The organism is Niallia sp. FSL W8-0177 (assembly GCF_038006285.1).
Lineage (GTDB): Bacteria > Bacillota > Bacilli > Bacillales > Cytobacillaceae > Niallia > Niallia circulans_A.
On sequence record NZ_JBBOUX010000001.1, the window covers coordinates 1,508,320 to 1,534,697 of the forward strand.

General features: G+C 32.1%; 34 protein-coding genes and 1 pseudogene. 24 read left to right on the plus strand and 11 right to left on the minus strand.

Going from position 1 to position 26,378, the window contains the following annotated elements; translation table 11 throughout:
- Positions 1-61: 61 nt before the first annotated feature.
- The 6 genes from NST77_RS07300 (at position 62) to NST77_RS07325 (ending at position 2,540) form a co-directional block, all read left to right on the plus strand.
- Positions 62-187, plus strand: coding sequence for a hypothetical protein (locus tag NST77_RS07300; protein WP_341122845.1), 126 nt, complete (start codon positions 62-64; stop codon positions 185-187).
- A gap of 32 nt (positions 188-219) precedes the next feature.
- The gene (locus NST77_RS07305) at positions 220-447 is read left to right on the plus strand and encodes a hypothetical protein (RefSeq protein ID WP_341122846.1); all 228 of its coding nucleotides are present in this window, start codon (positions 220-222) and stop codon (positions 445-447) included.
- A 111-nt stretch (positions 448-558) separates the two neighbouring features.
- On the plus strand, positions 559-1,017 hold the full coding sequence (locus tag NST77_RS07310; RefSeq protein ID WP_235850188.1) for an HIT family protein: 459 nt from the start codon (positions 559-561) through the stop codon (positions 1,015-1,017).
- A 276-nt stretch (positions 1,018-1,293) separates the two neighbouring features.
- On the plus strand, positions 1,294-1,632 hold the full coding sequence (locus tag NST77_RS07315; protein WP_095328419.1) for a DMT family transporter: 339 nt from the start codon (positions 1,294-1,296) through the stop codon (positions 1,630-1,632).
- Between the two features lie 4 nt (positions 1,633-1,636).
- Positions 1,637-1,948, plus strand: coding sequence for a DMT family transporter (locus NST77_RS07320; protein WP_095328420.1), 312 nt, complete (start codon positions 1,637-1,639; stop codon positions 1,946-1,948).
- A gap of 13 nt (positions 1,949-1,961) precedes the next feature.
- A complete protein-coding gene (locus tag NST77_RS07325) occupies positions 1,962-2,540 on the plus strand; it encodes a TetR/AcrR family transcriptional regulator (RefSeq protein WP_095328421.1) in 579 nt (192 codons plus the stop codon).
- Positions 2,541-3,146: 606 nt separating this feature from the next.
- Here the strand turns inward: NST77_RS07325 and NST77_RS07330 are convergent.
- The gene (locus tag NST77_RS07330) at positions 3,147-3,434 is read right to left on the minus strand and encodes a GNAT family N-acetyltransferase (RefSeq protein WP_163188537.1); all 288 of its coding nucleotides are present in this window, start codon (positions 3,432-3,434) and stop codon (positions 3,147-3,149) included.
- Positions 3,435-3,468: 34 nt separating this feature from the next.
- Complete coding sequence (locus tag NST77_RS07335) at positions 3,469-3,639, minus strand: hypothetical protein (RefSeq protein ID WP_341122847.1); 171 nt, start codon at positions 3,637-3,639, stop codon at positions 3,469-3,471.
- 1,057 nt (positions 3,640-4,696) lie between these two features.
- On the opposite strand from NST77_RS07335, the gene NST77_RS07340 reads away from it, so the two are divergent.
- The 3 genes from NST77_RS07340 (at position 4,697) to NST77_RS07350 (ending at position 6,432) form a co-directional block, all read left to right on the plus strand.
- Positions 4,697-5,290, plus strand: coding sequence for a dienelactone hydrolase family protein (locus tag NST77_RS07340; RefSeq protein WP_123257591.1), 594 nt, complete (start codon positions 4,697-4,699; stop codon positions 5,288-5,290).
- Between the two features lie 177 nt (positions 5,291-5,467).
- Complete coding sequence (locus NST77_RS07345; RefSeq protein WP_163188531.1) at positions 5,468-5,632, plus strand: hypothetical protein; 165 nt, start codon at positions 5,468-5,470, stop codon at positions 5,630-5,632.
- A gap of 314 nt (positions 5,633-5,946) precedes the next feature.
- Complete coding sequence (locus tag NST77_RS07350; protein WP_095328427.1) at positions 5,947-6,432, plus strand: tetratricopeptide repeat protein; 486 nt, start codon at positions 5,947-5,949, stop codon at positions 6,430-6,432.
- A 148-nt stretch (positions 6,433-6,580) separates the two neighbouring features.
- Here the strand turns inward: NST77_RS07350 and NST77_RS07355 are convergent, their stop codons facing one another.
- Positions 6,581-6,952 (minus strand): VOC family protein, encoded by a 372-nt coding sequence (locus NST77_RS07355; protein WP_095328428.1) that lies wholly within the window; start codon positions 6,950-6,952, stop codon positions 6,581-6,583.
- Between the two features lie 509 nt (positions 6,953-7,461).
- The gene (locus NST77_RS07360) at positions 7,462-8,319 is read right to left on the minus strand and encodes a LysR family transcriptional regulator (RefSeq protein ID WP_341122848.1); all 858 of its coding nucleotides are present in this window, start codon (positions 8,317-8,319) and stop codon (positions 7,462-7,464) included.
- A gap of 126 nt (positions 8,320-8,445) precedes the next feature.
- On the opposite strand from NST77_RS07360, the gene NST77_RS07365 reads away from it, so the two are divergent.
- From NST77_RS07365 to NST77_RS07380, 4 genes are all read left to right on the plus strand, one after another.
- Entirely contained in the window at positions 8,446-9,186 is a 741-nt protein-coding gene (locus tag NST77_RS07365; RefSeq protein WP_095328430.1) for an SDR family NAD(P)-dependent oxidoreductase, read from the plus strand.
- A 103-nt stretch (positions 9,187-9,289) separates the two neighbouring features.
- The gene (locus tag NST77_RS07370) at positions 9,290-10,648 is read left to right on the plus strand and encodes an IS1182 family transposase (RefSeq protein WP_171509454.1); all 1,359 of its coding nucleotides are present in this window, start codon (positions 9,290-9,292) and stop codon (positions 10,646-10,648) included.
- 380 nt (positions 10,649-11,028) lie between these two features.
- Positions 11,029-11,520: a DinB family protein gene (locus tag NST77_RS07375; RefSeq protein ID WP_163188512.1), complete on the plus strand. Its 492-nt coding sequence runs from the start codon at positions 11,029-11,031 to the stop codon at positions 11,518-11,520.
- 364 nt (positions 11,521-11,884) lie between these two features.
- The gene (locus NST77_RS07380) at positions 11,885-12,289 is read left to right on the plus strand and encodes a cytidine deaminase (RefSeq protein ID WP_341122849.1); all 405 of its coding nucleotides are present in this window, start codon (positions 11,885-11,887) and stop codon (positions 12,287-12,289) included.
- Between the two features lie 155 nt (positions 12,290-12,444).
- Here NST77_RS07380 and NST77_RS07385 read toward each other — a convergent pair whose 3' ends face one another.
- Entirely contained in the window at positions 12,445-12,654 is a 210-nt protein-coding gene (locus NST77_RS07385) for a hypothetical protein (RefSeq protein WP_341122850.1), read from the minus strand.
- A gap of 32 nt (positions 12,655-12,686) precedes the next feature.
- Here NST77_RS07385 and NST77_RS07390 point away from each other — a divergent pair, with 32 nt between their 5' ends.
- Complete coding sequence (locus NST77_RS07390; protein WP_341122851.1) at positions 12,687-12,959, plus strand: hypothetical protein; 273 nt, start codon at positions 12,687-12,689, stop codon at positions 12,957-12,959.
- Between the two features lie 577 nt (positions 12,960-13,536).
- On the opposite strand, the gene NST77_RS07395 is transcribed toward NST77_RS07390, so the two are convergent.
- A complete protein-coding gene (locus NST77_RS07395; RefSeq protein WP_341122852.1) occupies positions 13,537-14,427 on the minus strand; it encodes a sugar nucleotide-binding protein in 891 nt (296 codons plus the stop codon).
- Between the two features lie 99 nt (positions 14,428-14,526).
- Between NST77_RS07395 and NST77_RS07400 the strand changes: the two genes are divergently transcribed.
- The 7 genes and pseudogenes from NST77_RS07400 (at position 14,527) to NST77_RS07430 (ending at position 21,749) form a co-directional block, all read left to right on the plus strand.
- Positions 14,527-15,369 (plus strand): nucleotidyltransferase, encoded by an 843-nt coding sequence (locus tag NST77_RS07400; protein ID WP_341122853.1) that lies wholly within the window; start codon positions 14,527-14,529, stop codon positions 15,367-15,369.
- Between the two features lie 364 nt (positions 15,370-15,733).
- Positions 15,734-16,243 (plus strand): GNAT family N-acetyltransferase, encoded by a 510-nt coding sequence (locus NST77_RS07405; protein WP_341122854.1) that lies wholly within the window; start codon positions 15,734-15,736, stop codon positions 16,241-16,243.
- 415 nt (positions 16,244-16,658) lie between these two features.
- Positions 16,659-17,867: a sensor histidine kinase gene (locus NST77_RS07410; protein ID WP_095328437.1), complete on the plus strand. Its 1,209-nt coding sequence runs from the start codon at positions 16,659-16,661 to the stop codon at positions 17,865-17,867.
- Between the two features lie 273 nt (positions 17,868-18,140).
- A pseudogene (locus NST77_RS07415) lies at positions 18,141-18,362 on the plus strand (DUF6176 family protein).
- A 213-nt stretch (positions 18,363-18,575) separates the two neighbouring features.
- On the plus strand, positions 18,576-19,733 hold the full coding sequence (gene spoIIP, locus NST77_RS07420) for a stage II sporulation protein P (protein ID WP_341122855.1): 1,158 nt from the start codon (positions 18,576-18,578) through the stop codon (positions 19,731-19,733).
- Positions 19,734-20,034: 301 nt separating this feature from the next.
- Positions 20,035-20,637: a hypothetical protein gene (locus NST77_RS07425; protein ID WP_163188504.1), complete on the plus strand. Its 603-nt coding sequence runs from the start codon at positions 20,035-20,037 to the stop codon at positions 20,635-20,637.
- A gap of 176 nt (positions 20,638-20,813) precedes the next feature.
- Positions 20,814-21,749 (plus strand): DUF2268 domain-containing putative Zn-dependent protease, encoded by a 936-nt coding sequence (locus tag NST77_RS07430; protein ID WP_341122856.1) that lies wholly within the window; start codon positions 20,814-20,816, stop codon positions 21,747-21,749.
- A 91-nt stretch (positions 21,750-21,840) separates the two neighbouring features.
- Here the strand turns inward: NST77_RS07430 and NST77_RS07435 are convergent, their stop codons facing one another.
- Together NST77_RS07435 and NST77_RS07440 are read right to left on the minus strand one after the other, a co-directional pair.
- A complete protein-coding gene (locus NST77_RS07435) occupies positions 21,841-22,179 on the minus strand; it encodes a DUF3139 domain-containing protein (RefSeq protein ID WP_341122857.1) in 339 nt (112 codons plus the stop codon).
- 43 nt (positions 22,180-22,222) lie between these two features.
- Positions 22,223-22,621, minus strand: coding sequence for a hypothetical protein (locus NST77_RS07440; protein ID WP_095328443.1), 399 nt, complete (start codon positions 22,619-22,621; stop codon positions 22,223-22,225).
- Between the two features lie 135 nt (positions 22,622-22,756).
- On the opposite strand from NST77_RS07440, the gene NST77_RS07445 reads away from it, so the two are divergent.
- From NST77_RS07445 to NST77_RS07455, 3 genes are all read left to right on the plus strand, one after another.
- Positions 22,757-23,419: an HAD family hydrolase gene (locus NST77_RS07445; RefSeq protein ID WP_095328444.1), complete on the plus strand. Its 663-nt coding sequence runs from the start codon at positions 22,757-22,759 to the stop codon at positions 23,417-23,419.
- Positions 23,420-23,502: 83 nt separating this feature from the next.
- Positions 23,503-23,712 (plus strand): hypothetical protein, encoded by a 210-nt coding sequence (locus NST77_RS07450; RefSeq protein ID WP_095328445.1) that lies wholly within the window; start codon positions 23,503-23,505, stop codon positions 23,710-23,712.
- A 69-nt stretch (positions 23,713-23,781) separates the two neighbouring features.
- Positions 23,782-24,351, plus strand: coding sequence for an HAD hydrolase-like protein (locus NST77_RS07455; protein ID WP_163188496.1), 570 nt, complete (start codon positions 23,782-23,784; stop codon positions 24,349-24,351).
- A gap of 31 nt (positions 24,352-24,382) precedes the next feature.
- Here NST77_RS07455 and NST77_RS07460 read toward each other — a convergent pair whose 3' ends face one another.
- The 3 genes from NST77_RS07460 to NST77_RS07465 all read right to left on the minus strand — a co-directional run bounded on the left by NST77_RS07460 (position 24,383) and on the right by NST77_RS07465 (position 26,220).
- Positions 24,383-24,961, minus strand: coding sequence for a hypothetical protein (locus NST77_RS07460; protein WP_123257607.1), 579 nt, complete (start codon positions 24,959-24,961; stop codon positions 24,383-24,385).
- A gap of 132 nt (positions 24,962-25,093) precedes the next feature.
- The gene (locus tag NST77_RS25945) at positions 25,094-25,375 is read right to left on the minus strand and encodes a UPF0715 family protein (protein WP_163188494.1); all 282 of its coding nucleotides are present in this window, start codon (positions 25,373-25,375) and stop codon (positions 25,094-25,096) included.
- Positions 25,366-26,220 carry an alpha/beta fold hydrolase gene (locus NST77_RS07465; protein WP_341122858.1) on the minus strand — a complete coding sequence of 285 codons (855 nt, stop codon included), beginning with the start codon at positions 26,218-26,220 and terminating at the stop codon, positions 25,366-25,368. The genes NST77_RS25945 and NST77_RS07465 overlap by 10 nt, the downstream gene beginning before the upstream one ends.
- Positions 26,221-26,378 lie beyond the last annotated feature (158 nt).

The window sequence follows — 26,378 nt, forward strand, 5'->3', positions numbered from 1 at the left end:
CTGATAGGGGGGAAAAATGAATAAAGTTGCAATCTTGATAATCGTTGGCATACTACTACTTATGACAGGAATTTACGTATCTGCTTTTCTATCCGCAAATTGGGTAATGATTGGTACAGCACTCACTGTTGTAGGAGGCATTATGACGGGCGGTAGCTCATACTTCCTAATAAATACAAAAAAATAGCCAGATACCTCAATTCCAGAAGAAAATGCCGATTGACAAAGGGGACAAATATGCCTACTAACAAAGGGAATAAACATCCCAAATTGGAAAACTATTTAATATATGGAATGATTTTTGGATTATTAGCTGGTTCTTTATTAGGTACATTTGCAATGATTTCAGGGCATGTATTTATAGCAATAGGCAGCTACGGAGCAGGAGCGGCTTTAGGAATGCTGGTAGGTACCTTATTATATACCATTAAAAAAGGGCGTAGCTAAATAAAATTTATATTCACTGGAAGAGAAAGCAATTATTCCAATTTGAAATAAGTTTTCTCATCAATTCTTAGATAACTATTGAATATTTGTAAATTAACGGAGGTAACTTTAGTGGAAGATTGTTTAATATGCAATCGGATAGAAATGATTAAAAAAGGAACCAATAAGTATTTCGTCAAAGAACTGGAAACAGGTTATATCGTTATTGGTGATCATCAATATTTTAAGGGCTATACATTATTCCTTTGTAAAGAACATAAAAATGAGTTGCATGAGTTGGATAGTGATTTTAAAGAAAAGTTTCTTGTCGAAATGAGTAGGGTATCAGAAGCAGTATATAAAGCATTTAAGCCTATCAAATTAAATTATGAGCTTTTAGGAAATGGTGATTCTCACATGCACTGGCACATATTCCCAAGGAGCGAACAAGAACCTAATCCAACCCACCCAGTATGGTGGACACCTAGAGACCAAATGTATGCTGAGAATGTGAAACCAAATGCTGAAGAACTATCTGCAATGAAAAAATTATTAGTAAGTGAATTAGATAAGATAATGACGTCATACTAAAAACGAAAAGCTGCAAAGAGAAATTAGCACACATAATTTCTCTTTTTTGTTTGGAATAACAAATAGATCTTTCCACTTGAATTTATGATTGAGATATAATCTAAAACCCATTTTAGCGTTATCTTCCAATGATCTTCCTTTTATGTTAATCCACTTTCGCAATTTATCATTCAACAAAATCTTCCTTAAAGACAAGTTTCTTTCTTGACGTGGATGCTATTGTGTGACAAAATAAACTACCGAACGGTTGGTAGTTATATAGGGGAGGTAATTAATTTGAATAAATATTGGATGATGGTTTTTAGTGCTGGAATCGTCGAGGTGGCATGGGTTTCAGGCTTAAAACATGCATCAAATCTTTGGGAATGGAGTGGAACCATTTTCGCAATTGCTATTAGTTTTTATCTAATGATATATACGACAAGATATTTGCCAATTGGAACAGTTTACGCTGTATTTACAGGATTGGGAACTGCTGGAACAGTGATCGCAGAAATAGTTTTATTTAATGAACCAATTAACATAGCAAAAATAATATTGATGCTTGTATTACTAATTGGGGTAATTGGTTTGAAAATAGTAACAGATGAAGCAGCAAATCAAGAGGAGGCTTGAATAGATGGCATGGTTAGCTTTAATTGCAGCAGGTTGTTGTGAGATAATTGGCGTTATAAATATCAAAAGATTAACGATGAAAAAGTGGGATGCGTTCCTTTATTTAATCATTGGGTTTATGTGCAGCTTTGCCTTGTTATCTTATGCAATGAAAACTATATCAATGGGAACGGCATATGGTGTATGGACAGGAATTGGTACAGTTGGTTCTGCTCTATTAGGGATGTTTGTATATGGAGAACCAAAGGATGGCAAAAGAATTTTATTTATATCGATGATACTTGTTGCAGCTGTAGGTTTAAAACTAATCTCGTAAAGGAGAGAGTCCGATGAAAAAAGAAGAAATAAAAAAAGCGGCAATTAAGTTCTTTTTGCAAAATGGCTTTGAAGGAGCCTCTCTTTCAGAAATTGCTGAGGAAGCTGGGATAAAGAAAGCTTCTATTTATTCTCATTTTAAAGGGAAAGATGAATTATTTCTTGAAGTATTAAGGGAAGCAAAAGCAGAAGAGATAAAACGCAAAGCGTATTTTTTTGAAAAAAAAGACAGTCATAATCCCGAAACTTTTCTTTACGAATATTTACTATACACAAAAGAATTGTTCCAAGAAAATGAAATGTTGAAGTTTTGGCTAAGAATGGGATTTTTCCCACCCTTACATTTATATGATGTCATCCAAAGAGAGGTTTTTGAAGCAGAGCAATTTCAAGAAGAACTAATTGGCCAAAAAAGCAGCAAATGGATCAAACATAGCCAAATTCATGTAAAAGATACAAACACTTTTAACCTAGCATTCACAGGGATCATCATGGCTATTATGGTTGAAATAGTTTATTTTCATTCGGAAAAAAGAGTAGATGATAAGCTAGAAGCTTTGTGGGAAGTTTTTTGGAAGGGGGTTTCCAGTTAAATAAGAAAGGAGGGGAAATTATTGCAAAAAAACATTATCATGCATATCCCATTAAATGCACGATAATGTTTTTTGCTCCATCGAACCAAAGAATATTGGAGCAAACATGAGATGTGGATTTTAAGCCTCACCAAATCCTACTGCGAATGCTAATAATGTAAAAAACACACCTGCTGCCCCATTTAAAAGCACTCCAAGGATAATATTGCTCCATTTTTTCGAAAAAAAAGACAATGCCTATTAGAGATAAAATAGGGAAAAGCAAGAAGAAAATGCCTGCGTTTTTGGTGCTGAGAAATAAGGATAATATAATACAAATACCTACCATAAGCAGGGACAACCATCCATTTTTAGTCATTTAAAATTACTCCAGTCATTTATCGCAGTAATGTATTTTACAATATAATCAAACAAAAAAGAGGGTTATTACCAATTAATTTAAATGTTGCATAATTTTTTAGAAAGTTATTATAAAATAGCCCTTTTATGCTCAGGTAAGCGTATTTCTCATGACTATTTTGGTAGTTTTAGCATTGATTTTAACTTTTTTTGTACCATCTAAAGCAAAAACGAAAGAACAAGTTAACAGAGTTTCCTCTTCTCTTATTAAGAACGATGATTTTTTAAATCTTTTGTCGTTACAGTGAAGATCATTGGATGCCCGTAGAAATCCCCATTATTTTCCTTGGTAATCTTAAATCCTTCTTTTTCATAAAATGATATATTAGGATTTCCTTTATAAACCGTTAACGAGAGAGTCCAAGGATCAGAGAATTTATTAACTCCTGTGTTCAATAATTGTCTGCCGATTCCTTGCCCTTGGAAATTTGGATGGATATAGAGGGACTCTAAGTATATATCCTTCTTGCATAAATCTCCTGGAAAAATGTATATCCTGTAATTTCATCCTTACTTTCTGCAACAAGCGTTAAAGAAGAGTAAGTCGTTTATCCATTTCACCATCTGAATAAGCATCATTTAAAACTTTCGCTTGTATTTCTTCTGGAATGATTACACTAAATGTATTTTTCCAAGTGACGACAGCAATTTTCCGGATGGAAGCTATATCTGATCTATTCATTTCTCTAATAGTAAACATACTTATATCATCTCCTTTTAATGGTGTTTACTAGTAAATGGCAACATAGATTATTAGCGTAAAACTATGTAAACACTAAAGCTGAAGTGAGATTTATATAGTAATAACGAGGTGTGGAAGAAATAAGTTTAAGGATATATGAAGTTTGGCTGATAAGCCCCTAGCTTTGGCTGATAAAAATGAAGTTTGGCTGATAAGCCCCTAGCTTTGGCTGATAAAAATGAAGTTTGGCTGATAAGTTCCTAGTTTTGGCTGATAAAAATGAAGTTTGGCTGATAAGCCCCTAGCTTTGGCTGATAAAAATGAAGTTTGGCTGATAAGCTTCTAGTTTTGGCTGATAAAAATGAAGTTTGGCTGATAAGCCCCTAGTTTTGGCTGATAAAATCAAAGTTTGGCTGATAAATTCACCAATTTGGCTAATTCACTCCCTGCAATTGCTTAAATCTGCAAGAAGAATGGATGTTTGATCAACAGATGACAGATCCTTTGATAAATTTAAATTAAAAATGGAACCAATGAATGTTTATTTAGAAAAACACATCAAAACTTTTGAACAAATATAAGAAAGACCATTTGATGAGAGTTATGTGAGGGATAGAGATAGTTAACTGTTGAGTTTGAATATCTTACTGGCATATATTCTAATTATATTTACAACAAAAGAAAAACTCAGACTTTCAATCATTTTTTCATTAAAAACCACTGGCAGAAGAACTTAGCGCAGAGTTAGATTTATAGAAGTAAAACAGGTGTCTTTGGAAATAATGGCAGTATGATATACTAAATATAACCTATGTAAAAAATTTACTTTTAGTCATAAAGAGAAAATATTTTATTATTTCTTTTTAGTATTTCAATGATATTAACTAGTCTATTTGTAACATTTGTTGCTCTGTATGGTTTCCGAGAACCTTAATAACCCAGTTATATAGTAATAGTGAGAATAACTGCGCATTAAGAGATAAGTGTTTATTTATTGAGGGAGGATAGTTGAATAAGAAATGATTTAATCTCTATTGGTTATATAATTGTAGATTACCTTTGTGGAGGAATAAAGATGCTTCAAATACTGAGAATATCAGATAATTTAATTATTGTCATACATGAAATCTATGGCATTAATCAACATATAAAGAATTTTTGTGATATTTTATCAAATCAGGATTTTGATGTAATCTGCCCAAACTTATTAGAACGGGAACAACCATTTAATTATTCTGAGGAGAAAATTGCCTATCACAATTTTATGGAGACTGTAGGATTCTCCGATGCTGCAGATAAAATAAAGAATTTATTAGCAGGTGTTAAAAATAAATATCAAAAAATATATATTATTGGATTTAGTGTAGGGGCAACGATTGCTTGGTTGTGCAGCGAGGAAGATTGTCTTGATGGGGTTGTGGGGTACTATGGTTCGAGAATAAGGAATTTCACGAAAATAGTACCACTATGTCCTATAATTTTATTCTTTCCTCAAGAGGAGCAATCATTTAATGTGGATGAGTTAATTTTAAATTTAGATAAAAAGAATATAGAAGTACATAAATATTTTGGACATCACGGATTTAGCGACCCATACTCTATAAAATTTAATGAGAAATCATCCCAACAAGCTTTCAATGAAATGCTAAACTTCTTAAAGAAACATTGATTTATTAAACAAGGTTGATATTCATCTAAAGGGGCAAGTTCAAGAAGGATTTTTATCGGTTATTCAATAATCGAGCCTTATTTTGAATAGCATTCTTTTATGAAATGTTACCAAAAGAAGATTTTGGGACTTTGAAATATTTATTCGAGGTTCTCGCAAATAAATGCGAATAAATATATGGGTGGTACAATTGCTAAAACAGAAATTAGGAATTTTAGAGCATCAACAGAAATTTATAGATTTATACAAAAATTAGCAAATTTTAATGAAAATTTGCTTAGAAAACCAATTGGAGAAGGAAAATGGTCTGTTATAGAAATCATAGGTCACTTTTATGCTTAGGATGAATTTGTTTTACAATACAGAATTCCATATTTATTATCAGCTAAAGATTTGCCCAAAGGTCCTAAAGCTGATGATTTAAACTCTCAATCTGCAATTAATTGCTAGAACCGAAGATATAGAGAGTACCTTTAAAAAATGCATACATATTCGATACGAGTTAATCAATCAATTAAGCAACATATCTGATGATAATTGGTTAATTGAATTACAGATTAATCAATCTAAACTAACACTTTATGAGTACTTAAAAGGATTAATAGAACTGCGTTAGGATAAAAGACGTAGAGGAAAAAACATTGGAGTTGTATGTAATGAATATCAAACTTAATAAAGCTATAGATCTACGGAAAAATGGAAAGCTCAAAGAATCTAACGAACTGATTGGTGAATTGGTAAGGGATTTCCCAGAGGATGCTATATATAATTATCAATATGCCTGGAGCTTTGATATATTGGGAGAAGAAGAAAAGGCAGTGCCATATTACGAAAATGCTATAAAAATAGGATTACCTTCTAAGGATATGGAAGGTGCAATATTGGGATTAGGGAGTACATATAGAGCTTTAGGAGAATATGAAAATTCAAAAGATGTATTCTTAAAAGGAATGGAATTATTCCCAGATAATCATGCAATTCAAGTATTTTATTCCATGACCTTATACAATTTAAAAGAACATAGTAAAGCGATGGAGCTGATACTAAAGTGTTTAATTAATACGACAAATGACACTGAATTACTAAGTTATAAAAGAGCTATAAATTTCTATTCAGATAAACTAGATGAAACTTGGAAGTAATTTATATATTCAACAAAGTTTTGCATCCTTTCCTTAAACAAGGAGAGGACTGCTCTATGTCACAAAAGGGACAGTTTAGCTAATAAAAAACTTTTTTATAAAAGAATAATGGATACCATAAAATCATAAGGTACCCATTGAAGAAAATTTATTTAGCTTCCACTTCACTAATAAATGCATGCGTATTGCCTTCTGTATCTTTAAAGAAAGTCATCCAAGTTTCCATTCCACTCATCTTTGCCACAATATGTGGTTCGTCGACAAAGGATATTTCCTCATTTGTAAATTTTTCATAGGTTTCCTTTATGTTTTCTACTTGAAAGTAAAGGACAGAACTTGGATGAGCAAACTCTTCTTTTTCAGGTAAACTGAGTAGAATTCTTGTTCCATTACAATCGAAAAATGCCATTGTATCTGTTGAAAAAAGTAAGGGAAGATCAAGAGCCTTGTAAAACTTTACTGCTCTATTAATGTCTTTAACTGGTACTCCGATTTGATTTATCTTTTGTATAGTAGTCATTATTCTCTCCTTTATTGTGTCATACCACTATAATAATTCATAAATGCTGAAACGGATAGGGATGCAGCTTGATTTTTCCGAAAATACTGATTTTAGATAACTGGTTTGGGTGCATAATCTACAGGTGTAGAATAGGTACTAATGTGAATTAAGAAACAAATAACTAGTAAAAATGTGGGGGATTGATTCTAGAAGGATTAATGCTTTTTTTATGAATTTATTTACTAACAAAGCTGAACAAAAATCAAATAATACCAGAAGTATAAAAGAAAAATATTAAAGAGGGAAAGAAATTGATAAAAGGAATATATAAAGGAGAATCTCCTACTTAATAAAAGTGAGAGATTCTCTTTTTAAATATTATAAAACATTTAGCTGTTGCTTATATCTTTCAAAATTAAAGAGAGTTGTAATATATTGTTCGGCCTGAATATACACTTTAGAAGTTAAAAGTAGCAGCATCTAAGAATTAGTTAGATAAATCAATAAACCACCTAAAATTATCTATTTTATTTTCGTTCATTATTTTCTCGCAAAAAGCGAATAAATTTTTTTAAACCTGGTATTTGCTGTTTTTTGTTTTTGATTAAAAAGTCTATTTTTATCTTTTTAGGTAGTTCTGTAAATATGATTTCCTTGGTACCTTTTCGAGTTTCTGCAATATCTGCAGGTATTATGCTGATACCCAATCCATCGTGAACTGCTTGAATAATAGACTCGAGAGAATCAAATTCAATGATGTGAGAACTATGAAAATTGCTTTCTTTGGACCACTCCAATAATTGTTTTCTATATATGCAATTTCTATCACTATTAACTATCAACGTCTGATTAGAATTAATATGAATGGGGTTAAGTATAGGGGAAATTAGTATAATTTTCTCTAAGTAACTATAAACAATCTCGCAATCAGATGTATTTTTACTACTATTATTTACAAATATACCATCCACTTCACCATAGAAAAGCATTTCTTCTAACATCAAATTATTACTTGTTCTTACTTTCACATCTAGATTATTAGATTCTTTTAAAAATGCAGAAAGTAAGGAAGGAATCTTAACGGCAGAAATTGTTTGAGAAGCTCCTATTTTTAATGATTCTCTCCACTTATTAGGATTAATAGCTGTTTTAGCTTCGTCTATCAATTGTAGAATTTCATTTGTATAATCTAATAATTTTTCGCCTTCTTCAGTCAATGTTACTCCCCGATTATTTCGCATAAATAATCGCACGCCTAGTTCATTTTCTAAATTTTTTATTCGTTGACTAACGTTTGGTTGTACATATCCTAATTTTTCGGCTGCTTTTGATACTGATTGCAATTCTGCAACATGTTTAAAAATCTTTAATTCATGACTTTCCAATAGTTTCGCCCTTCTCTCTGATATCATTTAAAATGATATCTAATTCATTATTCTGTATTATACTCCTCATTTTAATTAAAGCATAATGTAATAGTACAAATAAAAATAAGTAAGGATGATACGGAAATGGAATTAATGAATAAAGTAGTAATCATTACCGGGGCTGGAACTGGAGTAGGAAGAGCTACAGCTGTAAAACTAGCTTCTGAAGGTGCAAAAGTAGTGATAAATTACAACCAATCTGAAAAGGAAGCTCATAAAGTTGTTAATGAAATAAAACAAAATGGCGGGATAGCTATTGCTTATAAAGCAAATGTAGCTAACGAAAAGGAAGTAAAGGAATTAGTATCCCAAACTGTTCAAACTTTTGGATCTATAGATGGATTAGTAAATAATGCGAGTATCACAGCGCAAATAGCTATGGATAACTTAGATGCATTAACAGATGAAATATGGGATTCTCTTTTCAGTGTAAATGTGAAGGGAATGTTCCATTGCATAAAAGCCGTTGTCCCTTTTATGAAAAAACAACATTCTGGAGTAATTGTAAATATGGGGAGTGTAGCAGGAATGACTGGTATAGGTTCGTCTATCCCATATGCAGCAACAAAATCTGCTATACATACGATGACAAGGTCATTGGCTATCGCATTGGCACCTTCCATAAGAGTTAATAGCATTTCTCCTGGAGCTGTTGAAACAAGGTGGTGGGCTGGTAATGAAGAGAAGATGTATCAACTTGCAGGCAAATTACCACTACAAAGAATTTCCACACCAGAAGATATAGCTGAAGCAATAGTTTTTCAACTAATTCAAAAATCTATAACCGGACAAGTATTTACTATAGATAATGGTCAAACCCTCTAAATAGAGGGTTTCAGACTGTAGACAAACTCGATAAAATCGAGTTTGCATACAGTCTTTTTTTATTTAAAATATTTATTAATAGATATTTTAGAGGTGATGGATAATGATGACAAGAAACAATAATACTGAAAGAGATCAGTTAGAAGTTATCGCAATTGACCAATTAGTACCACAAGATCATTTGGTGCGTAAAATTGAATCTGCTATTGATTTCTCCTTCATTTATCCATTGGTTGAAAAACTCTATTCAACACTAGGTCGTCCGAGTATTGATCCTGTTGTATTGATTAAAATGACATTTATTCAATATGTATTTGGTATTCGTTCTATGAGGCAAACCATTAAAGAAATTGAAACAAACGTGGCATATCGCTGGTTCTTGGGATTCGGTTTTTATACAGAAGTTCCTCATTTCTCTACCTTTGGTAAGAATTATGAGCGTCGTTTTAAAGAAACGGATTTATTTGAACAAATCTTTTATCGGATTCTAAAAGAGATTACAGATAAAGGTTTATTGAGCGCAGATCATGTATTTATTGATTCAACTCATGTTAAAGCTAGTGCTAATAAACGTAAATTTGAAAAGAAAACAGTGAGAAAAGAAACTCGAGCTTATGAAGCGAAACTTCAGGCTGAATTAAATCAAGACCGTATTGATAACGGAAAGAAGCCTTTTCCACCTGAAAAGTTTGAAAAGGAAGAGATAAAGGAAATTAAGAAAAGTACTACTGACCCTGAAAGTGGGTACTACGTAAAAGATGAAAGAACAAAACAGTTTGCTTATTCTTTTCATGCTGCTACTGACCGAAATGGTTTTGTGTTAGGATCCATTGTAACGTCTGGAAACATTCATGATAGTCATATACTTCAACCATTAGTAGAAAAAATAATGGATAAAGTAAAGAAACCTTTAGCTATTGCTGCTGACGCGGCCTATAAGACTCCTGCGATTTGTAATTTTCTAATAGAGAATGGCATCACTCCTGCACTTCCTTATACTCGACCAAAAACAAAGGAAGGGTTCATCCGTAAACATGAATACGTTTATGATGAGCACTATAATTGCTATATCTGTCCGCAAGGAGAGATATTATCATACACAACAACCACGAAGGAAGGATATCGGCAGTACAAATCCAATCCCTTGAAGTGTTCAAAGTGTCCTTTACTAAAACAGTGTACTCAGAGTCAAAATCATCAAAAGTTAATCCAACGCCATATCTGGGAAGACTATTTAGAAGAAGCCGAACACCTTCGTCATAAACAAGAAGTAAAAGAAATATATGCACGTCGAAAAGAATCCATTGAACGAGTCTTTGCAGATGCAAAAGAAAAGCATGGTATGCGATGGACAACCCTACGGGGACTTAAAAAATTGTCCATGCAGGCGATGCTAACTTTTGCTGCAATAAATCTTAAGAAATTAGCCAATTGGACTTGGGGAAGTCCAAAAATGGCATAAAAAATATGAATAATAGGCAATTTATACTTATTTTTAAGATAGATTCTAAGAAGAAAATCAAAAATTAAAAAGGCATTTGGGAAATATAGCTTTCCCAAATGCCTTTTGTCTTCAATCTGAAACCCTCTAAATAGAGGGTTTTATGTATTAAGCTGCCGTTCTGTATTTGTTCTGTTTGTCAAAAAAGCCAGTGATCCTTATTGCACATTCTATTAAGATGAATTAGTGTATTCCTTTTTGACTATGTTTCACAGATTGTAAGTAATAGCGATTTGTCTTCCGCAGTTAAGGAGGAAAAAAATATATAATAATGTAATATACAGGAGTTTTCAGAAGGTCGTCGAAATAGTTATCTATAATCAGAAGGAGTGTGATTAGTTATGTCTCGCGCGAAAGACGTTTTGCAGGATCAATTGTTAGCAAATGCGAATGATCCTAGCTGGTACGTATCGTTTTCGGAATCTGTTGTAAATTTAACAGAGGAAGAAGCGTTTTGGAAACCTAATGATGAAAGCAACAGTATTGCAGAAATTGTACAACATCTTCTTTACTGGAATGAAACTTGGCAAACAAGATACAAAGAATCTCATGTCAATGCTGTTGCCCCTATAAATGATAATAATGAAAGCTTTGTTATTCCAGAAAATATAACGTTTGCTGCTTTAAAAAAGTCTCTTTTAGCTGTTCTGCTTCAATGGCAAGACCTACTGACACAAGAAAAGGTTGATAATGATGTAATTGGTTTTCCGGAGACGGCAAAGTGGTGGGAGGTTCTAAGCAATTTGACCACTCATAATGCATACCACATTGGACAAATCGTTTATATTCGGAAACTGCAAAAAAGTTGGAAAACTAATCTTAAAGGGGATTAAATAAGGTAACTTTTATTTCATTGCTCTGTTATGGATTTACCCTTAGTAAGAAGTCATATTTTATACATAAAGGTATCAGAATTTGTTAAGGTAAAAAGAGTAAGAGTATTTTCACTTAAGCTATCGAATGTTTAATTTACAACGAAAAATAGTAAGATGATAAAGCGCTTGAATTTTTTTCAAGCGTTTTATCTGTATTTAAGGTGTATTACTGCTTTTTTAGGTTTTCCGCGCATTAATGGAACTAATTGATTTTCCGTTATTACACTATATGATAAACTGTTTTTAACAGAATTTTTCGAAACGAATTGCGCTGTTAATATAATTTTTACAAAAATAGATTCAGATACTCAGGAGGTACAGAATGAATATAGAGAAAAGACTATATGAAGGAGCAGTAGCGTTAATAGAAAAAAGGTATCCAGTAGGTTGGGGAGGCGCTGCTGCTATGTATACAAATGAAGGGGAAATATTGACTAGTGTTGCTCCTGAAATTATTAATGCTTCTACAGAATTATGTATAGAAACAGGTGCTGTACTTGAAGCACATAAACTTGCTGTCCGAATTACCCATTCCATTTGTGTAGTGAGGGAAAATGAAAAAGCTGCCTTTACAATCCTCACGCCATGTGGAATATGCCAGGAAAGGCTTTTTTATTGGGGATCAGATGTGAAAGTAGCTATTACGAATCCTGGCAATGAAATTATTTTTAAGACATTAGCAGAAGTTCAACCATATCATTGGTATGAAGCATATCGAGAAAGATAATCCACTTTAAGACATCCCAGGTATGAAACTTAAGAAACCTTTAAATTACTGCTAGCGACCTAACAGGATGATGATTGATAATATTCTAGTAGAAAAATTAATGGAGTTTATTAGCAAAGTGAAGATAAGGAATAGGGAGAATGGCTAATCTATAATTATTCTATGTAATCCGTATTATCAACCAAATGCTTCTTATAGGAGACGACATCATAATAACCAGTTATATTTTTCCTCCCCGGGATACGAATGACCATTCGAATGAAATTATAAGGAGGATTATGGGCTCCTTCAAACCCAACTACATGTAATGTGACATCATACGAATCTTCATGTTCGTTAAAAGTAATCGACTCCTTTTTTTTCATTCATATAAAGCTGGTTATCGCCATGCTTCTCCATGATTTCAAGTATGGTTGGACTGAGAAATCTTAAAAAAGCAGACTCTGTTAATGCAGAGTTTACCTTTGGAGGAATGCCTTCTGATATGGTGGTTACATCTACCACAGGATGTAAAGATGTGAAAAGAAGTAATCATAAAAAAGAGGTTCTCATAATAAAAATTTTCTCCTATAAATATTGTATTATGATTAGCTTTTGTTATTATTTTGGAAATATACAGTTGGAAAAAGAGGGTAAGGAGCATTTACCCAATTCTATCGAGCTGATGTAATTTTCATATAAAGGGAAATAGTGTTATATGCATAACAATCTTATAAAAAATAATTCTTCTTTTTCTCTAAATGCATATTTTGAACAACCATTGTCTTAAATGTATAATTGCTATTTTTTTCATTTATAGCTTTAGTTGAAATACAATAGAACCTTTCGAACTGGTAATATGCAATATCATACATTTATAACTATAATATTTAGGAGGCAGCCTATTGTATGTCTATTGGTTCGGTCAACTTTTCTGGTTATTAACTGGTGGCGCCTTCTTAGTCTTCCTAATAGGATTACGGCGCTGATCTTGGGAAATTGTTTTAATTAGTGGAATTCTCTTTTTTGTGCCTGCCCTTTATTTTTTAGGAGCGAATAATTGGTTTCGATTATTAGTGATTGTACCGTTAATTCCATTTTGGTCTGCATTTAGGATAAAAAAGAGCATGTAGCCTTGTTATAATGGAAGGGGATTATTTTCCTTTTCAATCACAAAATCATTGTTTTTTTCCACGATTCTTTTCCTTGTAGTTTTATAATTGTGAGCATGATATTTATATTCTCTTCTGTATTGGGGATTTTTCTATTTATTTCCATCGCGATTCATAATTATTTGTTTCTATGATCTTTTTTATACCGCCTGGCTCATCAACATTGCGAAAGTTAGTTCTAAGTAAGCTAGTGGCTTTTTTAGTATTTAAAGAAGTATCAAAAGCATGAAAAGGTTTTTCGTACTTGTTAATGGAAAAGGGCAGAAGATTTGTAGTTGCAAATCCAAGTTGCAATAATCTTTTGCCATAAAAAGAATAATAGCTTTCCTTTTGTATTGGACCAAAGTGTAAAATTCCTGTTAAATTCATATTGATGATTTCGATTATTGCGTTTGATAAATCATCAATATGAACAAAAGTTTTGAATGTGTTGGCAGGGGCATGCGCATATCCATGTATTTTAATTTCATGAACGAGTCGTTTTGTTCTAGCTTCAATCTCTTGATTAGCATCTTTGCCATAAATAGGACCTGTCCGAATAATTAGATGGTTTGTGTGATTTGTAAGGAGTAAATCTTCCCCAATGTGTTTGGCATTTATATATGTAGATAATGGTGCTCCACTAGGTAGAAATCCTGGTAGATCTGTTTCAGAATAGTTACCTTTGCCGTCCACAAAAACTGCATCTGTTGACAAATATATTAATTTTGTTTTTGGAGAAATGACAGTTAATATATTGTGGAGGCCAATTTCAATAAGCTGCTTCTCATTTTCTCCATCCATCAAAGACCAAATAACAACATCAGGATTAATATGGTTCATTAGTTGGGTTACTTGATGTTTGTTATTCATGTCCAGTTGTAAAATATGTGAATGGGCATTTGCAAAACGAGAAGTCCCGTAAACGGAAAAATCAGGTATGGATGAGGCAAGTGCAAATAAGGAAGATCCTAAAAATCCAGTAGATCCTAATATGATAATTTTCATAAGCAATACTCCTAGTTCATGAGTTTAGAAAAATCTGTTAATATGATAGTATCATAATTTAATTGGAAGAATCATGAATTTTTTTAAAAGGAGAGATTATTGATAGAAATTAAAAATATTGGGCGTATTTGTCGGACAGATTCAAGAGGCAATATCATAAATGATTCGACTATAAATGCCATAACGCCAGAATTTAAATGTATTATAGAAGCGGCGGTAGCAACATATGTATCTCATTTAGGAGAACATTTACATAGTGTGTATATTAGAGGTTCTATTCCTCGTGGGTTAGGAATAGATAATGTATCAGATTTGGATACAATAGCTATTACCAATAAAAATATTGATTCCATTGACTTAAATTGGGTTGATAGAGCAGAAGAAGTCTTAAATGAAAACTTTAAAGCAGTTGATGGTGTTGAACTTAGTTTTTATTTTATTGAAGATATTTTAGAGACTACTAACTTTTCGATAATACCATTTATGATAAAAACTCATAGTATTTGTGTTTACGGAGAAGATATAAGGGATTTTTTACCTAACTATAAAGCAGACAAAACACTTGCCAATGAACATCTTGTCAATTTAAAAAGTCAAATTCAACAGGCAAAAGAAGAACTTTCTGGGAACGAAGATGTTGAAGATGTAGTGGATTGCTGCAGGTGGATTATGAAAATTATAATTAGGGCAGGACTAGCCTTGGTTTTAGTGGAAGAAAACAAATACACAAGGGATTTGTACCCAGCATATAAACTATTTTCTGAACACTTTCCAAGCAAACAATCTGAAATGAAACAAGCACTGGAGTATGCGGTTAACCCAATAACTAATTCAGAAGTAATCATAAACTTTTTAAATGTAATGGGAGACTGGATGATAAGTATCACGGAAAAATGGCTGCAAACTCATAATCCTATAATGGAGAGAAATATGAAAATATAAAAAGCGAGATAGGCATAGTGAGTTGCAGATTCGGGGATAAATAAACGCTATTGGATATTTTTTTATTCATAAGGCATACTGCCAAAAGAGAATTATATGCAAAAGATTATCATTCAAAATTATAACGAATTAAATATTAAATATCTAGTTGCGTCCTTCGCTTCATTATTTACCTTTAGAAAGATACATCATATAGAGAAATCTAGAAAAGAGATTTATAATCTGATAGTGCATCTTGACCAAGAAAATGATGATAAGAAATTATAGAGTAGTAGAGGCGATTATTGAAGATCTAGAGGATATAATATATAGATTTCTGACCTTTGAGATAATGGATTTAACATAAAAAATAGGGGGTGAGATTATGATTAAAGTTAGAAAAGCGGAACCGAAAGATGTCGAAGGAATTGCAAAGGTATGCAGGGATGGCTACTGGGCAACATATGAAGATCTCAGTTCAAAAGAATATATTACTAGAATTATTTCAACGTTTTATAATCGAGAAAGATTTCACAAGGAAGTTACGGAAACAAGTAGAGAATGGGGAGGCTATTTTGTTGCCATTGATAATGATGAAGTAGTCGGTGCCATTGGTGGTGGCATGATAAATGATACCGCTGGCGAAGTGTTTGTTTTATACATCAATCCGGATAGGCGGAATGAAGGCATTGGTACAAAATTATTAGATGTTCTCACAAAACAGCTGAAGGAAGAGTTCGCTGCAAGTGAGCAATGGGTGTCAGTAGCGAAAGGTAATCAAAAAGGAATCCCATTCTATGAAGCGAAAGGATTTATTTTTAAGAAGGAACAAGATACATACGGCAATGTAGAAGGAGAGAGTTACACTTCCTTGCGATATTGTCGAGTAATTTAAAAGCAGAAAGTAATTAACTATAAATGTACACATTTTTCTATATGTATTCAAGTAGACCATCTAATTTGATTTCTTAGGTGGTCTTTTGAATTCTTTTAAACGGAAACAATGATCGAATAATGCTAATAAATGAATTATGGCGATTTTTAAATAAATGATGATCACAGCAATAATATAGAATTATCAAAAAGGAATAGTCAGATTAGACTACAAAAAGTTGGAACAATAAGGTAAAATAGACTTTTACATAGTAGTGAGGATAAAAAGCTTACCTATTAGACCCTTCTTATGACAAGTAATTGAACGGCTTAGTGAATAAAGATTACAAATTGTATACTATAAAAACTTCAGTTATGATTATGATGTACCATTTTTAAATAACCTACGATTTAATATAAATGTGAGGACTGTTTTAATGATAGACAATGAATTTTTACCTAGTATAAAGCTTTATCGTATGATTATTGGCTTATTCATCATATTAATGAGCGCAGGGATAGTGATAGTTTACATAGAGGATAATCGAATTATTTCGATGTCTTTAATCTTGCAATTTTTATTCGTTGTAAGTATTTCTATTCTACTAGTCATTTTTCCCAAAAAAGATACATTAAATTTTAGAGCAACGATTATATTTTTGATGTCTGCCTATTTTTTCTTTATGTATTTACGGTTTCCTGACAGATTTGCTTTGATATTGCTGATTTGTTTTATACCAGTTATTCCTGTCTTGTTTTTACATATTAGATTATTTTATATCACATTGTTAGGGAATATTACTATTATGTTATGCGTAATTATTTATTTGATGATGAATAAATCCCCTGGCATACATAGTTATAGCTATTTGGATTTTATAGGAGTTATCACTAATTTCTTGGGGACACAGCTTTTGCTGCTGTTTCTTTTCCTGCTCTTTCAAAAAAGAATGAAAGATCAAGAGCTATATTATGTTCAAGTTAAGCAAGCTGAAAAGCTGAGGACAACAGGGCAGCTTGCGGCAGCTGTTGCACATGAAATTCGTAATCCTATTACGGTAGTAAAAGGATTTATCCAGCTTCATGAAAAGGATAAGGAAATACCAGAACATATAAAAAAACAATATAAGCTAATGTTAGATGAGCTAGAAGCAGCCGAAACGGTTATTACTGATTTTTTATCATTAGCAAAACCAAGCGAAACGAAGACGGAGATTATTTCAGTCAAACTAGCTCTGCATACTGTGATGGACTTACTGAATTCATATGCAATGAATGATACGATACATATTGAATTAGAAAGTGAAACGGACTATAAGATTCAATGTAATATCATGGAATTTAAACAATTATTCGTAAATTTATTGAAAAATGCGATTGAAGCCTCCCAGCCTGGTGATACAATTCATGTAAAATTAATAGGAGAATTAGACATATTAAAAATTGTGATTATCGATAAGGGTACAGGAATGAACGAAGAACAATTAGAGCAGATTGGAACACCTTTCTATTCTTTAAAAGCGAAAGGAACAGGGCTTGGATTAATGATTTGCTATAATATTATCGAAAAGTATGATGGAACCATTCATTTTAAGAGTAAGGAAGGAAACGGAACAGAAGTTACTGTTACTTTTCCTATTGTATAGAAATAATACCTGATTTAATTATTCATTTTTAGTACATCACTAAGTATTCTATTAGGAAGCCATTAATCATTGTTGAAATGCGATGATTAATGGCTTTTGTTTTTATGAAGTAAATAACTAAGCTCAAAAAGAAAGTTATCTAAATAAGGTGAAACTTAGAATTTATTAGGAAATTAGTATTATTATTTTTCTAAATATTAATAGTAAAACAATCAATCACAGTGTCTCCTATTCAAAACATTAGGATGGTTATTAAGATTTCTTTCGCTAAAAATAGAAAAAATGTTTCTCGAGACTATTTTTAGAGAAACTCTAAATGGGGAAGAATATCTCTACTGGTATTCTATCCAAGGGGAAGGTGAACAAGAAGTAGAACAATCAGAGCATTTGCTTGATAAATAGCATATTGAGTTTTGGAATGAACGTATAGATGATATGTCTAAGCTGGTTGATATAAAGACAGAAGTTGTTATGATTTCTCATAAGGTGAAATAGAGTATGAAGTAAAAGTTTAAGATCTCCTATTGGAGGTTTTTTGTTTATATATTGGTATAAAAATACTGATTTAGAGAACAAATCGCTACTGTTTATCTTGGATAGCATAGTATTGTGAGTAAAACCTTAAAGATTGTATATATCTATTCAATAGATGAATAGAATAACTTCCATTACAAAAACATACATATATACTTGAAAGGGGGCTGGAAGATGAAAATATCCAAGTCTCATAGCTTAATATATTACATAAATATTAGTATTATGGGGATTATTGTAATGTTTGTCTGTATAGCAGTTACTACAACATCAGTTTTCTCATTGAAATTAACTTCAAATAATATGATGGATTTATTAAAGCCAGTTAACTCCACTGAATTATTTTCTGGATTTTTTCATATCTCGAATCATTCATTTCCCCCCTCTAATGCTAGTGAGCATACAGTTTCAACTCTTTTTTTACAACTATCAGCTAATGTGCGACTTGATGATATAAGGACTTTGCTTGGTCGCGAACTACCTACATTGGCGAACTTTCATACAGAAATTGTCGTGGCTGAGGAAGGGACAACTCTTGCTAATCTACCATTTGAATCAACTCCCTCAAAGGATATGCTAGAAAATCCATTAGTGGTCGATGAAGAAAAAGTTAAGGAAGAAGAGCAGAAGGAACAGCCAAACAAAGATGAAAATAAAAAGGTAGCTGGGAAACCAAAGAATAAGACAATATTTATTTACAATTCACATAATTATGAGGCATATCGCCCATTGTTAAAAGACACTGCTAACAACCCCAATGTTATAAGTGCTGATGAAAGAGCCAATGTGGTTGGAGTAAGTGCAAAGTTGACTAAATTACTCGAGCAAGAAGGAATCGGTGTTGAATTAGATAAAACAAACATTAATCAATTAATATTGGATCGAAAGTGGAATTATACTTATTCCTATACTGTATCAAAAGAAGTAGTTGAAACGGCCCTAAGCAATAACAACAAACTTGGATATTTAATAGATATACACCGCGATGCAGCAGGAAAAAAGCATACAACAGCATCTATAAATGATAAAAGGTACGCCAAACTCTACTTTGTAATAGGCAAAGAACATAAAAACTACGAAGAAAACCAAATATTTGCAGTTAAGATCCATAAGGAATTAACTAGGAAGTATCCTGGTATATCTAGAGGAGTTTTCTTAAAAGGAGCCGATACGGGGAATGGGGTTTACAATCAAAATTTTTCTAAAAGAGCATTATTGTTAGAAGTAGGGGGAGTGGATAATAATAATGAAGAAATAAACCGCAGTATTGAGGCGTTTGCAGAGATTTATAGCAGGTTGTACTGGGAAGAGAATAAAGCAACGCAACAATAATAACATGATAGCTAGGAAAATTTTAAAAATTTCCTAGCTTTTTTAGTTTTATTATCTGTTAAAATTTGTCTATGTAAGCGGGCGTTTTAAATTATTTTACTGAAATTAGTGAGGATTTAGATGGAAGGAGAAAAGTTTTGATAAAAGGTAAGATAATACGGTTATTTATTTGCTCACAAAAAAATAAAAAAGAATGAAAGACTAATAAAATTTACACTTTAAGTGATTTGTTATCCAATTTAAAATATTTCCTATAATGTGTTATATTGGAAATGAAAACGTGAGTATAGGAGAGTACAAAATGACACTTGAATCGTATGGTAACTATTATGATAAACGTGTGGAGTCAATTGATGAAAAAATATGTGAATTAATAAGTCAAAGAAAAATAATATCAAGTGATCCTGGAGATCCAACTTCGCAGCATATAGCTATTTGGTCTAAAAAATATAATTTGAATGGGGAGTTTTTAAATGATGTTTTTAGCCATTTACTAAGAGAGGATATATATAAACCAATAGAAGTACCTAAAGGATTTCTGAAAAATAAACCAGTTTTAAAATCGTATGAAGATAATAATGTTTTCTATTCAGTACCATTTATTCGTCAATATGAAAATGCCAGCGTGGTTCACTTGAATATTGATAAGGACGTCTCCGAAGAGAAGCCTGGAGATATGCACCATTTTATATTTATAGAACTTTCCATCAATGGCACCAATATTGTTTACGACTGTCGAAACGATCATGGTGGAGCTTCCGGTGGGCATATATCATTCGAATTCATTGTAACACCGCCCTTGCCTGATAATATGTCAAACATTAAATTAATATTTAAGGAATACAATGAGCCTCTCAAAAGAAAGCCAACTGGTCTTGAATTCGAGTTTACTTTGGACAAATAGTTCTACTATTATATAAGTATCTAACTGTATTGGTAGCATATTCTTTCTAAGATGAATAGAGGAGGATTTTAAAAATTTTCTTCTATTTTCATATAAAGAATTATTAGAATGTTCGGGAACTTTTATGTAATTAGAACGTGCAATAATGAAAAATCTATGGGAGGTAAGGGATAACTTTGCGGGGAATCAAATACTATCTTTTGATATTTACAATATTCTTCTTATCATCATGTCAACAAAATGAGGTAGTAGAACAAGAAGAAAAGGTAAAAGAAGGACTTACATACTCATTCCAACATCCTGAAACTGGTCAAGCGTACAATATAATTCACGTATATAAACTATATGAGAACTTCGAGAAAAGGATGAAAAAAGATGTAAATATGTCAGAAAGTCAGGTGTTTGACGAGGAAGTAATTAATCCTATTTATGAGGCATGTTATCAGGATGCAGAGTATTTCACAGAGACTGTTAAAGCACCAGAAAATAGAGAAGAAGTTAATAATATCATTCAAACAATGGATGTGAAGGCTATAAATTCAGCCATTGAGGAAAGTTTAATAAAATCTTCTAATTATATACCATCAAATCAAAAAACGAATATATGTATTTATCCTACAGAGGCAACTAAGAGTACAACTTTAATGTTTACAGAGGGAGCAGGAAAAATCAGTGTATTATACAATGAATTTTTTAATGAGGAAACTCTTAAAGCAGGAATTGCTCACGAATATCATCATAGTGTGTGGACGGAAAAGTACTTTAATAATTCTCACTCTCATACCGTATTGGATAACTTAATTCTTGAAGGAAAAGCAGTAATGTTTGAAAAGCTTGTATATCCAGATATTACTCTAACTACTGTTAATTACAATTTTAATAAGGATGATTGGAATCAAATTGAACCAGATTTATTCCAAGAAGATCCCTACAGGTCAGCAGAAATAATATCGGGCGGGAATGTACTGCCTTATAATTATGGTTACAATGTCGGTTATCAAATGATGAGATCCTATTTAGATTTACATCCAGATTTCACACCCCAAGAATGGACAGCTCTTGGCGCAAGAGAAATTTATGAAGAAGGAAAATACAACGAACATTATCAATAATAGAAGTTACATATCGAACTAATCCCTTTTACTCTAATACAAAACATTCTCCAGCAAAACAGTGTAAGAGATGGGGAAATTGGTATTTCAACTAATTATATTTGTTAAAATCAAGGTGTTTATATAAATGTTCCTCCTCTTCATTAGGATTGGGGGAAGCTTGTCTAATTTCCTTATCAACTCGTATATATTCATATTTTTGGTCCGGTTCATCTCTAAAAGTCACAAACGTGGTAAAGTGATAGCTTGCTTTTGTCAAGGTAGTATCAATTTCTAGTATGTCCTCTTCTTGATATTTTTCCAAAAGATATGCATATACGTCATTTTTTAATGAATGTTTTTGATAGTTGATATATCCTAATATAGCAAAAGGACATAGTATGATTAGCCAAGTCACGGTAGTAAAGATAATAAGCGCTTTTTTCTTCAAATGTTTGCTCCTCTTTTAATAAGACTTACCGACAATTAAAAAGTCAATAAACATTGTTTATGATACGATCTTTTTCTTGCCTAAATCGCCTTATGGATTCATCTATAAGAAAGAACATAATAGATATACTTAAGGAGTAGATAGTGAAAATCCAAAGAAAAAAGAAAGGTAGAAAACCAAAGAAAACATATAATATAAAGCTGAATGCAAGCCTGCCTTGAGGAAGTTTGCTTGTTATTTTCTCTATTAAGATGGAGATCGGAAGCCCATATAGAAGTAAACCTAAGCTGAAAAAAAGAGTATAGCTTATAAGATCTTCTTTTAAATCAACATCTTGAATAACCGGTTGAGTAAAAAATGAGTCTAGTGGAAGAAAAACAGTAAATACAAAAGTGGATAAAAATAAAGTCAGAATAGCTGATACTACTTTTCTTTTAAGCATGTTGTCTTCCTCCAATTCTCTTCACTTTCTTTATTTTAACAAATAATGTAATTAAAAAGGAGAATCGTTTAAAAAAAATGAATTTAGAAACAGAGAAAAAATTTTAACATTAGGGAGGGGGATCGACAATTAACCATGATTAAAGCGATTATATTTGATTTAGATGGTACCTTATTGAATAGAGATGCATCAATAGAAATGTTTGTGGATTGTCAATATGATAGATTGAATATAGAGCTTGGCCATATTCCCAAAGATACATATACAAAGAGATTTATTGAATTGGATCAACGCGGCTATGTTTGGAAGGATAAGGTATATCAACAATTAGCAGCTGAATTCGAGCTTAAGGAGATAACATGGGAAGAGCTCTTACAAGATTATCTTAGCCAATTTAAAAATCACTGCATGGCTTTTCCCAATCTTAAGAAGATGTTGGAGGGATTAAAAAGCCAGAATCTTCTTTTAGGAATGATAACCAATGGGTTTGGACAATTTCAAATGGATAATATGAAGTCTTTGCAGATTGAAAAATATTTTGATGTCATATTGGTTTCCGAATGGGAAGGAATAAAAAAGCCGGATCCTAGGATATTTAATAAAGCTTTAAACATACTGAATGTGCAGCCAAATGAAGCTATATTTGTCGGAGACCATCCAGAAAATGATGTGCTTGCTGCGAAAAAAGTAGGGATGAAAGGGATTTGGAAGAAGGATTTGCATTGGAGAAATGCCGAAGCAGATTATATTGTAGATGATTTAGGAGAATTGCCTTTCATTATAGAAAAGTTAATGTAAAAATAGAACGATGCTAAATGGAATGATATTTTAAGTCGAGAAGCGTATAAAAGAAAGGATTTGAAAAAGGAGTGGAATAAGGGATGAAGCGAGATAAAGAAGAGAAATTACAAAAACAGAAAATGGTCCAAGAACTATATAGAGAAAGAGTAAAACAGAAAAGTAAAGATAAAAACGACAACCGAATTGGAAAATTAATTGTAAACCTTTGCATTGTGGTGTTTTTTGTATGTACGATAATGGCAATCTTGTTTGACTGGGGAGTAAAAGTGCCACAGTTTTTCGGGATTTAGAGCCCAAAATAAAACAAATATACTGGTGCTCTATAATCTTTTAAGAGTAAATAAAATGTGAGGGGCTATATGAACCATATTGGAATAGATTTTGATGATACACTTGTTGATATGAGAAAATCGATTGTAAAACTTTTAAATAAAATACATAACAAAAATTGGGATTACGAAGAAATGGTAGAGTATGGAGTTTCGGATTTATATGGATATTCCTTTGAAGCATTTGTAGATTTTTTTACAAACAACCAAAAGGAACTGCATTCAGCTAAACCATATCCATTTTTAATTGATGTACTTAGTGAACTAAGCAAAACTTCAAAACTATCAATCATGACGGGGAGGCCTAAAGCGTGGATGAATTCAGCGGAACTTTGGATAGTTAAAAATAAGTTACCCATAGATGATATAGTATGCGCTTCAGAATATATAAATGGTAAGCCTGAATGTGCTTTCATTCATAATGTTACTCTATTTATTGAAGACAACCCTACCCATGCACTATCTATTGCAAATAGTGGAATAGATGTATTGCTACTTGATAAGCCATACAATCAAATGTGTAAGCACGAACGAATAACAAAAGTGAAGGACTGGGAAGAAGTAGGTAGGTTGTTATTAAGTTATGGCTTCTATAAATGAAAAATAACTTTGAATCCATTATAGAAGCTAATTAATCTACACAAATCTTAATTCGAGCAACGGCCTCTTTATAATGAAGTATACAATCATTTATTGATAATACAGCGAAATAGGAAAAAGAGGTTAAATCTTCTATTATAGAATTATCATAAATAAAGTTAATATGTAATGGTTTTTTGGGGATGATTTTTTCTTCTAATAGTATAGTTGAAATATCATGATAGATATGCTCTATTGTTTCGCCCATAGCTCTTTCAATGGAAAATCCACCTGCTAGACTAGTCCACCAAGTGAAAAAGGAATCATATATTTGATCAAAAGCAGTTAGATTATCGACATTAACATCACACAATTCATGATAAAATAAGTGTTTTTCATTATAGAAAATATCCTGGTCAATATCTCTATTCTCAGAAATACTTTTCGTTACCTTAGTCCATAAGTCGCGATACTGTAATAAAAAATCCTTTCGAAACTCGCACGTTGTTAGCGGATAGGGGAATTTCCAATTATCCTTATTATCATTTTGGTTGAGAAAGATATTTTGAACATAAACCAAAAAATTTAATGAATAAGAAGCTTCTGCTATTATTTGTAATGAGTTTTTCATACGTTTCCTCCTAATTTCTCACAGCACATTTCAATATTTATTCCGCTTTTTTCTGAAGTAACAGAGAATCAACTTTCCAAAAAAGAGATGCACACAAAATAAAAGATGGAAGAATGGAAAGGATCTTCCATATCAAAAAAACATGGCAACAATCCATGTGACAACACCAGAAAAAACATTATAGATCGCGAGGTAGAGAATGCTAAATTTTTTTGGTCTTTGATTTAGCAAAATTTGCAGCGGCGACGCAATAACCAGATAAAAGCAAAAGAAAATAAAACTAAATAATAGTATTCCCAACAAACTAAAATAAGAGGAATTAATAAGGTAAATCGTACTAATGCAAATAGCGGTTATCAGAGAAGTAAGCAATGAGTGAGCGATCATATCAATATCTATCTTCTTTAATTGCATGAAATTTCCCCCATAAATGCATCTATTTCATCCTTAAATCGTGAAGTTTCTTCTAGAAACGGATAATGATTGCTTTGATTAAATATCAATAATTTTGAATGAGGAATGCACTCATTCATTTCAAGCGAATAGGAAAGAGGGCATTGAACATCGAATTTTCCACAAATGATTAATGTTGGAGTTGAAATCAACTTAAGCTTCCTAGTAACATCAAAAAGTTGCACTTCCCGGCTAAAATAGTTCAGTCTAATCGAGGATATTTTCTTTTGAATAGGAAGGGAAAAATACTCTTCGTAGTTTTCAGGAGTATATAAGGATAACTTTGTTCGTTCTTTCGTAATTCTCATCTTTTCTGTAATTGTTAAATCAGATCGTTTTAGCTTTTCTATCAAATCTTGCATTTTCTTAAAAGATGGGTGTTTATCATTGTATATACAGTCAGGAGAAAATGTCATATATTCTCTTGCAGCAGCTCCTACTAAAACAAGTTTGCTCAAACTGTTAGAGTAATATATCCCATAAATAACTCCTAGAATACCCCCAGTGGAATGTCCTGCCAAGTTCCATTTTTTAAATCCTAATGCTTCCCGTATTGCTTCTAAGTCGAAGATAGACTCTAGTAACCCTAGTTCATATGGTTGAGTAGCCTTATCGGAGCTACCAGCTTCTCTGAGATTAACTAGAAATACTTTATGCGTATCGACAAAGGATTCTGCAAAATAATCTCCTGTCTCATTAAATTCTGCATAATGGTGGGTTATACAAAGAGGTTCACCTTGCCCTTTAATAAAAATTTCAAATTTTCCCCTAGAGGTATTTAATAACTTTCTAGTCCAATTCTTCATATATACTCCCTTCAAATGCAATAAGGTAATCTCTTGTTATGTATGAGGATGTAAAAGGTTTACTTATTAATCTGCTAATTTTATTAACTCAGCATCATGCCGGATATTTGTTGAAAGCACTACATAGTTGTTACCATATTTTAGCATTTGGGAGAGAA